The organism is Roseibium denhamense (assembly GCF_009711415.1).
GTDB lineage: Bacteria > Pseudomonadota > Alphaproteobacteria > Rhizobiales > Stappiaceae > Roseibium > Roseibium denhamense.
The window spans coordinates 23854-36477 of sequence record NZ_SMLZ01000102.1 but is presented as its reverse complement, the minus strand read 5'-3'; the positions used below and the strand labels follow the sequence as shown (position 1 = coordinate 36477).

General features: G+C 54.2%; 10 protein-coding genes. 3 read left to right on the top strand and 7 right to left on the bottom strand.

The annotated features are described in order from the left end of the window. Positions 1–98 precede the first annotated feature (98 nt). From gor to rpiA, 3 genes are all read right to left on the bottom strand, one after another. The gene (gene gor, locus E1180_RS07950) at positions 99–1475 is read right to left on the bottom strand and encodes a glutathione-disulfide reductase (protein WP_155190650.1); all 1377 of its coding nucleotides are present in this window, start codon (positions 1473–1475) and stop codon (positions 99–101) included. 342 nt (positions 1476–1817) lie between these two features. Beyond that, complete coding sequence (locus E1180_RS07945; protein ID WP_208997004.1) at positions 1818–2330, bottom strand: DUF2059 domain-containing protein; 513 nt, start codon at positions 2328–2330, stop codon at positions 1818–1820. Between the two features lie 42 nt (positions 2331–2372). Beyond that, positions 2373–3074, bottom strand: a complete 702-nt coding sequence (rpiA, locus tag E1180_RS07940) for a ribose-5-phosphate isomerase RpiA (protein ID WP_155190649.1) — start codon at positions 3072–3074, stop codon at positions 2373–2375. A gap of 224 nt (positions 3075–3298) precedes the next feature. On the opposite strand from rpiA, the gene E1180_RS07935 reads away from it, so the two are divergent. The 3 genes from E1180_RS07935 (at position 3299) to E1180_RS07925 (ending at position 7974) form a co-directional block, all read left to right on the top strand. Beyond that, positions 3299–5065 (top strand): methyl-accepting chemotaxis protein, encoded by a 1767-nt coding sequence (locus tag E1180_RS07935; protein WP_155190648.1) that lies wholly within the window; start codon positions 3299–3301, stop codon positions 5063–5065. A gap of 66 nt (positions 5066–5131) precedes the next feature. After that, entirely contained in the window at positions 5132–5791 is a 660-nt protein-coding gene (gene gph, locus E1180_RS07930; RefSeq protein ID WP_155190647.1) for a phosphoglycolate phosphatase, read from the top strand. Between the two features lie 329 nt (positions 5792–6120). Continuing rightward, the gene (locus tag E1180_RS07925) at positions 6121–7974 is read left to right on the top strand and encodes a tetratricopeptide repeat protein (protein WP_155190646.1); all 1854 of its coding nucleotides are present in this window, start codon (positions 6121–6123) and stop codon (positions 7972–7974) included. 48 nt (positions 7975–8022) lie between these two features. Here E1180_RS07925 and E1180_RS07920 read toward each other — a convergent pair whose 3' ends face one another. The 4 genes from E1180_RS07920 to E1180_RS07905 are packed head-to-tail and all read right to left on the bottom strand — an operon-like array spanning position 8023 to position 12490. Beyond that, the gene (locus E1180_RS07920; RefSeq protein ID WP_155190645.1) at positions 8023–8901 is read right to left on the bottom strand and encodes a class I SAM-dependent methyltransferase; all 879 of its coding nucleotides are present in this window, start codon (positions 8899–8901) and stop codon (positions 8023–8025) included. A 27-nt stretch (positions 8902–8928) separates the two neighbouring features. Continuing rightward, positions 8929–9621, bottom strand: coding sequence for an acylneuraminate cytidylyltransferase family protein (locus E1180_RS07915; protein ID WP_155190644.1), 693 nt, complete (start codon positions 9619–9621; stop codon positions 8929–8931). A gap of 20 nt (positions 9622–9641) precedes the next feature. After that, on the bottom strand, positions 9642–10673 hold the full coding sequence (locus tag E1180_RS07910; protein WP_155190643.1) for a GDP-mannose 4,6-dehydratase: 1032 nt from the start codon (positions 10671–10673) through the stop codon (positions 9642–9644). Further along, on the bottom strand, positions 10673–12490 hold the full coding sequence (locus E1180_RS07905) for an N-acetylneuraminate synthase family protein (RefSeq protein WP_155190642.1): 1818 nt from the start codon (positions 12488–12490) through the stop codon (positions 10673–10675). The genes E1180_RS07910 and E1180_RS07905 overlap by 1 nt, the downstream gene beginning before the upstream one ends. Positions 12491–12624: the final 134 nt, after the last annotated feature.

The following is a 12624-nucleotide window of genomic DNA, read 5'->3' as shown; positions in this document are numbered from 1 at the left end:
GAGGCGGTCCGGCCAATCGGTTGCCGATCAGCCGGACAGGGTTCATCTTCGGACCCATCATCACATTGTTGTGGACGGACCGAAAGAAACGGACAGCCTTAGCCGCGAAGACGCTCTGTCGGCTCACGCATCGTGACAAGCTCTTCTGCCGCGGTCGGATGAACAGCAATGGTCCGATCAAAGTCGGCTTTTGTCGCCCCCATTTGCAAGGTGATCCCGAGGATCTGGGCAAGCTCACCGGCATCGGGTCCAACGACATGGACACCCAGCACCTTCTGCGTATCGGCATCGACAATCATCTTCATCAGCATTTTTTCGTCACGGCCGGACAGCGTATGCTTCATTGGACGGAAACTTGACTTGTAGATGTCAAGGTTCGGCGTCTTTTCGAGTGCCTGCTCCTGGGTCAACCCAACCGTCCCAAGCTCCGGCTGTGAGAACACCGCAGTTGCAATCAAGCTGTGGTCGACTGTCCAAGGCTTGTTACCGAATACAGTGTCGGCGAACGCGTGGCCTTCGCGGATGGCAACGGGTGTCAGGTTGGCACGGTTGGTCACGTCACCAACTGCGTAAATCGAGTCGACGTTGGTCTTAGAGTCTGCCGACACCTTGATGGCGCCGATGCCGTCCATCTCCACACCCGCCTTTTCAAGGCCGAGTTCGCGCGTATGCGGGTTTCTGCCGATTGCAAACATGATCTGGTCCGCCTCAAGGCTTGTTCCGGATTTTGTATGCCCGACAAGGCCGCCATCGGCACGCTTTTCAATTTTGTCGAACGTATCGTTCAGGACAAGTTTGATGCCCTTCTTCTCCATCTCCTCACGCACCATGACCCGCAGGTCCATATCAAATCCGCGCAGGATCTCGGGGCCGCGGTAAATCAGCGTCGTGTCAACGCCAAGACCGTTGAAGATGCCGGCAAACTCGACCGCTATATACCCGCCACCGGCAACGACGGCCTTTTGCGGCAGTTCGGAGAGATTGAAGGCCTCATTCGAGGTGATGACGTGCTCACCGCCCGGCAGACTTGTGTCAACATTTGGCGATGCTCCAACCGCAACAAGGATATACTTGGCGGTGATTGTTTGGCCGGTGGACAGGAGACGCACAGTATTCGGCCCCTCTATCACCGCGCGGCTGTCGTGGCTTTCAACCCCTGTCCGGTCAAGATTGCGGCGGTAAAGGCCCTCAAGACGCGTGATCTCCTGGTCCTTGGCGGCTATCAGCTTGTCCCAGGCAAAGTGCCGTTCTCCGACCGTCCAGCCAAAGCCTTCGGCATCTTCAAATTCTTCGGAGAATTTCGAGGCGTAGACAAAGAGTTTCTTCGGGACACATCCGCGGATGACACAGGTGCCGCCATAGCGGAACTCTTCGGCAATTCCAACGCGCGCTCCGTGAGTGGCGGCAATCCGTGCTGCCCGGACACCGCCGGACCCGCCCCCAATGACAAACAGGTCGTAATCGAATTCACTCATTATCGCCTCGCCGGGTCATGCCCTCTAGAGCATCTTTGAGCGTTTAGTTCTAAACGCTCAAAGATGCTCGATCACTTCATATTCGGTCAGCTTTGGCCGGTATATCGGCTCCGACTTATCGCCATCTGACCTAGTCTTCAAAGCAGTTGTTTAAACCGTCCCCCAAGTAAGCGCGGAAACAACATGTACAAGCTGTTGCAGCACATTCGCATTCCGGCTCCCGTGTGATCACGTCTTTTCACAAACAAACGGGCCGCAATTGCGGCCCATTTCCGGCAAGGATCCCCGCAGCCCGAAGCTGCATTGGTGTCCAGCCATAACGCATATGTGACTGGTGCCCGCCTACTGCTCGGACGCCCGCTTCGTCAGCTCTTCGCGAACGATCGCTACCATTTCGGTTCCAAGTGTGTCTTGCCACTCCCGGGCGATCTGAAGCGATTGGCCGGTGATTTGCGGAATGTTGTCACGCAGCTTTACGCCAAGTGGCGTGTTGTAGAATTCGGCGAGCTGAAGCAATTCTTCTTCAGTGAATCTCGCCGCCCACAGCTTGTAAAGCTGAGCATTCAGTTCGGCCCGCTTGGGCGCCAGTTGCAACGCAACTTCCTGGGTTACCGCAACCGCTTCTTCCGCCCTCATCGGGTCGGCCTGAACAAAGGCGTTGGTCGTCTGTTCTGCAAGAAGCGGCAGAATCGCGTCGAAGGGCTCGAGAGCTTTGGACGCGATGGTCACGCTCTTGGCCGCTTCCAGATGGCTTTCAGAGAAAGTCTCTTGTGCTGCAACAGCAGAAGACCAGATCATTCCCAACGCCATCGCTGTGCCGAACGCAACAGACATTTTTCTTTTTGCAAGCTTCATTTTCTTACTCCTAGCCGGTCTCCTCACGAGAAGACCTCAAATTCACGCAGCCGTTTCAGGCAGTATTTCTGCAACGCCGTCTTCACCAGCAACATAGGCTCTCGTTGCAAGGTCGATAAACAAGCCATGGTCGACAACACCCGGAATGGCGGTCAGCTCCATGGCGAGCTCTCTGGCATCCGGGATGTCTTCCAGATGCGCGTCAAGGATCACATGCCCACCATCTGTGACGAAAGCTTGACCATCTTTTTCGCGCAGATGCAGCACATCCGGCAATTCCAGCTTTGACAAAACCGATAGAACAGACCGTCTGGTGGCTTCCAGTCCGAACGGCACCACCTCAATTGGCAAAGGGAATGCTCCGAGCCGGGAAACTGCCTTACTGGAATCCGCAATCACGACCATTTCTTTCGACGCCGCCGCGACAATTTTTTCCCGCAGCAAAGCGCCCCCACCGCCCTTTATGAGGCTCAGATGCGCGTCCAGCTCGTCGGCACCGTCAACCGTAAGATCAAGCTCAGGCTCGTTATCCAAGGTGGTCATAGGAACGCCCAACTCAACGCAAAGCGCATGGGTCCGCTCAGAGGTCGGGACACCGACAACTTGCAGTCCTTCGCTTACTTTGACCGCCAGCGCACGAACGAAGTGCTCCGCCGTCGAACCGGTGCCAATTCCAAGCCGCATACCGGATTTCACATCCTCGGCCGCCCGTTCGGCAGCAAGCTGCTTGAAATGTTCACTCATTCACAACTCCGTTCAGCCATACCGGCTCTAATCTAACCAGGCAGGCCTTCCCCAGAAACCGGACGGGCGGTGCTTAGCATGTCCCATCGGCGCCGGTCCAGAGGCATTGCAGATACTCGGATCGAAACCCTCAGGTTTGCCATGAATCATTTCCGATTAACCATACCTTTAGGAACCGCGTAGCATCTTTAAGTAGGAAGACTCAGGCGGAAAGTTATACCCCGATGAAGCTGCTTAACTTTGGCATCGCGCGCAATCGTTCGCCGGAAGTATCCCCGGATGTGACTGAGCCGAACGTTGAAACCACTGCTCCGGACACTGCGGCTGAGTTGGACACGGGGCGTATGAGCCTTGTTCTGGACAGTCTGGAAGGTGACTTCAAGGTAGCCGCCCGCGCAATCGACACGGCGGCCGAGAAAGTCCAGAATAGGCTGGATTCCCAGATCGAAAAACTCGACAGAATCCGCACGGACACGAAGGCGCTGACCGACCGCTCATCGGCCGCACAAGAAAACGCGTCACATCTTGCCGGCTCGATTGACGAGCTTGCCCGTTCGACCAGCGAAATCGGCAATCAAGTCGGCGTCTCCAATCAGCTTGCGATCCGTGCAAGAGATGTTGCGGACCAAGTCAATCACGGGGTCATGGACCTCAAGTCGGCCATTGACGACATTGCCAATGTTGTCAGCCTCATTTCTGATATCGCGAAGCAAACAAACCTCCTCGCCCTGAACGCGACAATTGAGGCGGCCCGGGCGGGCGAAGCCGGCAAGGGCTTCTCGGTTGTTGCAAGCGAGGTAAAGGCGCTTTCCGTAGAGACCCAATCGGCGACAGAGCAGATCATCGCCAACATCGGCCGGTTGAATGAATCCGCCGAGGACAGTCTTGGTTCCGTTCATCAGATCATCGATGTGATCGGTCAAATCAGGCCCAGTTTCGCCGCTGTCGAAACCGCGGTTCAAACCCAGGTTGAAACCACCGAGCGGATTGGCACGCAGGCACAGGAAACCGCCCAGTTCGTTCAGGATGTCGTTGAAAAAGTGGATGCAATCAGCGCTTCTGCGGCCGATGCCGAGACCGGCGGTACGCTTGCCCGCCAAGCCGGTGAGGAAATGAGCGCCAAGACAAGCGCGTTGCAATCACGCTTTTCCATGATGATCCGGCAAACTGAAATCGGAGACCGGCGCGAAGACGATCGGCTGCCCGCAAAAATCTCGGGCACTCTGACTGTCGGGTCCGTCTCCGCCCCTGTTGAGACACGGGATATCTCCAAAGGCGGGACCCTGATCACCTGTGCCAACAAAAGCCTCATAACAAGCGCAAATGCCAAAGCAGCCATCTCGCTCTCCGGGATGGGCGACACGAAGGTCCGCGTCGTGAACAGGACCGAGGCCGGCTATCACTGCGCTTTCCATGAACCTGGAACCGCCTTCCTGGAGAGCCTTCACCAGAAGATTGGCACAATCGAGAAGAGCCACGCCCGCGAGGTTGAACTGGCCCGCGACGGCGCCAACCGGATCTCAGAAGTAATGGAAAATCTGGTGTCACAGCGGCAGCTTAGCGAAGCGGATCTGTTCGACACCAACTACAGCCCCATTTCAGGAACCGACCCCTTGCAGCTGGAAACCCGGGCACTTTCCAAGCTGGAACAGCTTTTGCCTTCCATCCAGGAAGACATTTTGAAGCATGCGCAAGGGATGGCATTTTGTGCAGCTGTTGACCGGAACGGTTATCTGCCCGTCCATAACCAAGTCTATTCAAAACCCCAACGCCCGGATGATCCCGTTTGGAATGCCGCGAACTGCCGCAATAAGCGCATATTCGATGACCGTGCTGGCCTGAGTGCCGGCCGCAACACCCGCCCCTACCTGATCCAGACCTATGCCCGCGACATGGGCGGTGGCAATATCGTCTGGATGAAGGAAGTTGATGCACCTATCGTCGTACACGGCCGGCATTGGGGTGGTTTCAGAACCGCCTACAAACTCTGATCTTTTTGTTGCGCCGCATAGCAAATCTCTTTAGGCCCAACCTGTCTTTAATAGCCTGAGGGTTTCATGTCTGTCCTCGTTTTTGATCTCGACGGAACCCTGGTTTCGTCGATGAAAGATCTGGTTGCCGCGCTCAATTTTGTTTTGACCCATGCGGGGCACAAGGCCGTGCCGGAAGACAAGGTCCGGAACATGGTCGGTCTTGGCGCGAAGGTACTGATACAGCGCGGTCTCGACTACAACGGCGCTGCCTGGACCGATGAAACAGTCGCATCGCTTTTCGATCACTTCCTCGATTGCTACGCGGACAACAGCACCGTGCACACCCGTCCGTTTGACGGCGTGGTGCCAGCGCTTGAAGCGCTCAAGGCGGACGGATGGAAACTGGCGGTCTGTACCAACAAGGCTGAGCGGCTGACGCTTCCACTGCTGAACAAGCTTGAAATCGATCACTATTTCGACGCCGTAGTGGGCGGCGATACATTCCCGAGCGCAAAGCCCAATGCCGAGCCGCTGCTGGGCGCAATCTCCAGGGCCGGCGGGACGCCTCAGGGCTCCATCATGATCGGCGACAGCCGCCCTGACATCGACGCCGCCAAGAATGCGGGTATTCCGTCAATCGCTGTCGATTTCGGCTATACGACAGTGCCGGTGACCGAACTTGGCGCAGACAAGATCATTTCCCATTTCAATGAGTTGTCTGACGCGATCGACTCGCTGGGTTGAGTGTTCCCAAGACCACACCAACAGCCTCGCTTAAGAACAAATGCCGTACCAGCAGCACCCGTCGCTCAAGGAGGTTTTTTCTAAGCTGCGAGCGGCTGAAACGGGTCCGTCTGGATGCAATCAGCAAAATGCCGAGAAGAAGGCAGAAATTAGATTTGTCAATTTCCAACCCCTGTCAGTTCAGTAGTTCCAAGTGAACATGAACGGACTAGGCACTGGATCAGAAATTTAAATCCCCAAACAATTCGCTGAAACTGCCGAGCCACACTGCAATCAGAACCATGCGCTGGTAGTATCTCTGGAGCGAATCTAACGGGACTTTTGAAGCGATGGCAACAAATCTGAAGCAGATGTCGACACGGGATAAACTCGTTGAAGGCGTAAAACTGCAGGAAGCTGGAGAATACTCCAAAGCTCAAAGATTTTACCGCCAGATTCTCCGGACTGAACCCAAGAATAAGGACGCCCTTCATCTCTTTGGGGTCGCTTACCGCCAGCTTGGAAAGCCGAAGAAGGCTTTGGAATACATCCAGAAAGCAATAGCTGTTGATCCGAACCAGTCGGCATTTTACGCCAATTTGGCAAGGACCATGATGGACTTGGGCACGGACCCTGACAGCCTTCTGGCCGTTACCGAAAAAGCCCTTGTGCTGGATCCCAAGCAAAGGGAGGCGCGGAATATCCGCGCTATTGCACTCGGTCGTCTGGAACGTTTTGAAGAAGCGGAAAACATCCTCCAAGTTCTTGTAGTCGAATACCCGAACGACATTGACGCTTATCAAAACTTCGGCCAGTTACTGCTTGATGCAAAGCGTCCGGAGCACGCAGTAAATTTTTATTTTAAGGCGGTCATGCTCGCGCCAGATGACCCGAAAAACTATATTTTGCGGGCAAGGTGCCGTCTTCAGACCAAAGAATACGAGCGCTCGCAATATGAACTTTCAGAAGCACTCGAGCGCTTCCCCGACAATGCAGATGTGCTTCATGAAGCTGCACGGCTTCTTTTTTCAATGAATGAAACCAACAAAGGCATTTCATTTGCCCGGCAAGCCCTGGCGCAGGACCCTAAAGATGCTCACAAATGCGTCACGCTTGGCGTATTGCTATTGATGGATGGGCAAAGCAAGGACGCACTTAAGACCTTGCAAGAGGCAGAACGATTGTTTCCCGGCAAAAATCCGTCAATCGAATGGAACCAATCTCTTGCATATCTTGCGGTCGGTGACTTGGCCAATGGCTGGAAACGGCATCCAGCCCGAAGAGATGACCCAGCCTCTCTCGTTACACGCCGCACATTCGAAAAACCTCTTTGGAAGGGTGAAGACCTAAAAGACAAAACAATTCTCATTTGGACGGATCAGGGACTTGGAGATGCGCTTAAGAGCGGAACAATGCTTCCTGATCTGGAAGAGCGCGCAGGCAAGATAATTGTTGAAGCCTCGCCGAAAGCTATGAGGGTTATGAAACAGACCTTTCCAAAAATTATTTTTAGAAATCCAACAATGGATAAAGAAAAACATGCCACTGCGGACGATTATGACTATCATGCCAACATAACCGATATTGCAGAGATATTTCGACCAACAATTGACTCGTTCAAATTGAGCAGCTGGCCAGTTTACAACTTCGATCTGCAAAAGGCCCGAGACTATCTGCAACGTCTTACCGGACATGATGCCAAGCCCGTCATCGGATTTTCATGGCGTTCCCGAAATCTTGCCGCCAATCGTGCCCGCTATTACCTGTCAGCGCCGAATTTTGCACCGATCTTGGCCTCCCGCGACGCAATTTTCGTCAACCTGCAATACAAGGCAATCGATAAGGAAATCCAGTTTTTCAAGACCAATTTCCCAGAACAGTTTCATAACTTCGACGATGTTGATTTGTTTGACGATCTCATAAGCGCGGGCTCACTCACAGCGTGTTGTGATTTTGTCGTCTCGGCAAATACCAGCGTTGCCGACATGGCCGGAATTCTCGATATCCCGTCCATCCGTTTCGGCCAGCAGGAGCCTCCCCTTCTATTGGGGCAAAATAATCCGCCCTGGTATCCCTCGATGACCTATATGCACCCTTACACGGACCGACCATGCGCCGACTTTGTGCCGGAGATCATCGCTGAACTTGACCGGCAACTTGAAAACTGGACGCCGGAGCGGCGCAACCAGCGGCTTGGGTTATAGCCCTCGCTTTGGCATACTGGTATAGAATTCCCTTCGGAGGGAGGTTGATCAAGCTGGCTTCTTGGCAATTGCAACCAGGGTATCAGTCGCGTCGATCCGGTTGAGCGCCGCCTCATAGGCTTCAGTCAGGGCTGGCGTATCCAGAGCGGCCAACTCTGATTTGTGGCCTCCGGGTTTCCCATTCGCCAACCAATTCAGGTGATTGGAGAGTGGATACCTTTGGATACCTTCAATGACGCATTGTTCAAAGCCCGCAGCCAACATCAGCCGCCGGAGACTTTCTCTTGTGTGAAGTACAAGATGCTGACTCCACAGTGTAAAGGTCTTGAACGGATCACATTCGAACCGGCTCAACAAGCCATCATTGGCATGAGGAACCTCAATCACTGCAGTCCCACCGGGTTTTAAGACCCGAAGAATCTCGTTCATGGCAGGAATGGGTTCGGGCAGATGCTCCAGGACGTGAAAACTCACCACAGTGTCGATAGAATCATCTTCGAGTGGCTGCAGGGAGGTATGACAGGGAATCCCCGAGCCATTGAGCGCGTCGACATAGTCCTGTTGAAGCTCAACACCCTGGCAGCTGAGTGTTTCCGGTCTCACAGTTTCTAAAAAGGCACCGTCACCGCATCCAAAATCAACTATGTGACGACCGGCAACATATGGCAGATACGCTCTTGAGCGCCTGGCAGCATCCCGGGTTATCTCGTAATCACGGGACCCGGTTTTCAGAACATTGTCCTGCCTGTAGCTCCCGTCCTTGTAAACGTCGTCCCCACCATAAAAGCCGTCGATATAGATCACGCCGGACCGACGGTCACGATACACCTGAACATCGCTGCGATCACGCGTCCGGGGCGAATAGAGCTCCCGGTCCGTTTCGCTCGCGACACCGATTTTTTTAAGGGTTTCAAAGATAGTGCTCATATGCTGGATGCTCTTTGCATTTGCGGCTCACTCGCAGGCCTGTCCAACCGAGCGGGCATAGGCCTCAAGGGCGAGCCAGTCTCTCGGTGTATCCAGATCAATCTCAACGGCGTCGCTCAACACCACGGGTACGCTTCGGCCAAAGAACCGCTGGCCGGCCTCGGCGAACCCTTTTCTGTCAAGGGCATAGATGGCGCCCGTTTCACGGTACTGGCGCGGCCGGTCTTGGCGGCGCTGACGTGGTTTTGATGCGTCATGGTTCACGCCGTAGCCGGAGCCATCTTCCCCAATCTCCCAAAGGAATGCATGCACTTCGACGACGGAGAACGCCGTGTCGCCCTTTAACTCAATCCGCGATCGGACAACCTGATCAATTTCTGCAGATGTGGTCAAAGGCGAGGTACACTGCAGGAAAAGAAGTGTTTCGGCCTGCTGACAGATCTCAAGGGCACCGATGGCATGCAAAACAGCAGATTCCGAAGACGCTTCGTCTCCGGAGATGCCGGGAGGCCGCTTCAAAGGCGTCGCCCCAAAGGCCTCGGCAACACGCAAAATCTTATCATCGTCACTGGACACAATGACATCGGTGACCGTTTCAGCGCCAAGCGCTGCCTTGATGGCATGCCCTACCAAAGGAGTGCCCAAAAAAGGCTTGATGTTCTTTCCCGGTATTCCTTTTGATCCGCCGCGGGCCGGGATAATGGCAACAGTGCGTGTCATTTTGCCCTCCAGCTGCTAGCCTAAAGACCGGGCATCTCAACAGCCGCTTTCTTTAAATCGTAGATTGCCATTTTCCGGGCAAGCTCAGGCACAAGAACCTTCGGCGTCCATCCGAGCACCTCCTGTGCCTTTGAGTTATCGCCGCGTAGATAGACAACATCCGACGCCCGGAAGTATCTGGGGTCGACATAGGCAATCAACCGGCCCGTCTTCTTGTCGTAGCACTTCTCATCTGCCCCCTCGCCTTCTGACTGAAGGTCAAAGCCGACTTCCTGGGCAGCCATGAACAGAAAATCGCGCACGGTGTATTCGGTATTTGTGGATATGACGAAATCGTCTGGTTGGTCGTGATCCAGCATTTTGATCATCATGTCGGTATATTCAGGTGCATAGCCCCAATCCCGGACACTGCTCAGATTGCCAAGCGGCATGGCATCGCCATTATGCAATTTAATGCGCGCCAGCCAGCTGGTGATCTTGCGTGTGACGAACTCATACCCACGCAGTTCCGATTCATGATTGAACAGGATCCCGGATGTGGCGAACATTTCGTAGGCCTGCCGGTAGTTGACGACAAGCGAGTGCGCGCCCAGTTTGGAAACGGCGTAGGGGCTCAGTGGATTGAAAGGCGTTTTTTCCGACTGCGGCTTTTCAAGCACATCCCCATACATCTCTGAAGTCGAGGCTTGGTACAGTTTCGTATCCAGCTTCAGGATCCGGATGGCTTCAAGGATATTCAAGACCCCCATATAGTTGACTTCGGACGTGTAGTGCGGGAACTGAAAACTGTCCGCAACGAAGCTTTGCGCTGCAAGATTGAATATCTTGTCCGGTCTTATGTCGTTCAATACGTTCTGAACATTGGCGAATTCCGTCACCTCGAGCGTACACAAATTTACCTTCTCGCGGATGCCCAGTTCCTTCAACCGCCCGGTCTTGGATGTACTGCCACGGCGCATGGCGCCATAGACTTCGTCGCCACGCTCAATTAGGGACCGAGCTAGAAAGGCCCCGTCTTGACCGGTGATGCCGGTGATCAATACTTTTGCCATTATTTTTCTCCCAGCTGCCGGATGGCAGTTTCAAATCCGTCGCCTTCCGACAAATGTCCTTGCCAGACTTCCAGAACCTTGCGGACCGATCCATCCAAAAAGGGGCCAGGGTCACCAAGGTCACCCCGGCCGAACTCGATGCCCTCGCCGTCAATTCCAACTGCGTCGGCAATGTGCAGGTGCCGTGCAAGCGGCATCAATTCATTGCACCATTCCCGCCAATCCGCCTTTTCGTAATTCGCAGACAGGATGAGGTGCGACAGATCCAGGCACAGCTCCATTCCAATCGACTTCACAATGTCAACATCGTCCGACCCGCAAAACATGTCGAGCACATCTGCGCCGCCAAAGTACCACGCGATGCGCGGCAGCCATTGCGGATAAATCGGGGCCGACCGCTTTCTGCCCAGCCGGTCCAGTGTTTCTTGAAGCGTTTGATAAGTTGCCGTCTTGCCGTCCGGCAAAAGCCGCGAGAAACTGCCGACAATCGGCACTGCTGCGCCTGTTCGGCTTTCTAATTCAAGCGCCAGGTCCACGCACGTGGCAATCATGTCATTGCTGCCATCTCGAACCGCATCATCGCTTGCAAGCGGATCAATTAGCGTCTTGCTGTCGATATAGTCTGGAATGTGAATGGAGTAGTGCCTCGTCAAATCCAGAAGACTGAGGTTTGCAGCCATCTCCGACTTGAACGACCGAACTTCTCCGTAAGACAGGTGCAATTCGTTGTTCCGGATCGGAAAGCGCGTCTGCAAGGCTTTCGCATCGTGAAGCCGGAGAGGAATAGACAACTGTCTTTCATCACAAAAGGCTACAAGTTTGGAACTGAGAGGGGGCTTGGGATCCGTAAAGTGCAGATCCGTAACGGCTGTTCCAGCCGCAATTGGCCGTTTTACGGCACCAAGTTTCTTGCGGGCTACATCGGCCCAGGTCAGCCCCTTGCGCGGGGCTTTGACGACGACATTGTCTTGGGAAAGCAGATCTCCGACTTCAATTTGACGACTCGCGTAGAGCGATGATCCAAGGTTCTGCATATTTATGCGTTCCCCCTGGTTGATCTCCCGCCGAGCATTGCCTTGAACGGTTGGATAGGCGTTGATCAACTTGCAAAGGCGCCTGAACTCATCCGGGTCGGAGCTGGAACTGTCATCAATCCCCTTGCCGTGCTTATCCATGGTCAGATGGCGTTCAAACACCGTTGCGCCGTTGGCAGCCGCAACCAGGCATACCTCCCAATCCTGGTCGTGGCTTGAGTATCCTATTGGAGCCTCGGTTTTCTCTCTCAAGGTCCGGATGAAGCCCATCTGTTGATTGCCGAGCAGGACCGGATAATTCGAAATGCAGTGCAGATAGTAAACGTCCGGGATCGAACGCGTCGACTCGATTGCGTTGAAAATATCTTCTTCCGAATGACCGCCGGTACTGAGGATTAAAGGCTTGCCTAAACCGGCAAGCGCATCAATCAGCGCTTCATTGCGGAGTTCGGCAGAAGGCACCTTGAAGAAATCAAACTCTGCAATGGCGCTGCCGAAATCCGCGGAATCTGAAAACTTGAAGAAGCTGATCCCTGCCGCCATTCCCTTTTGCTTGATCATACCCGCCAGACGCAGGATGTCTTCCGGTTCGATGTAGCTGTCATCGATCTCGCGGCTGAGGATCTCGTCACCAATTTCGGTGGTTGACTGGTAAAATCCGTCCTTGGCCCGGTACTGGAATTTTGCGCCCCATGCGCCGGCATCGGCAGCGATGTCGATCAATTGTTCTGCAATGCGGGACGATCCGCGGTGGTTAATGCCAAGTTCGGCAATAACTTTCATGTGTCAGGACCTTGTCTGAGCAATTCTGGCGGCTGTGCAGGACGAATGCCTTTCGCCAATATTTTCAATCCTATCTAAGCGATATGGGCTGAGCGCTAAATATCTACAGGACATCGCATACGACATTCCACAGA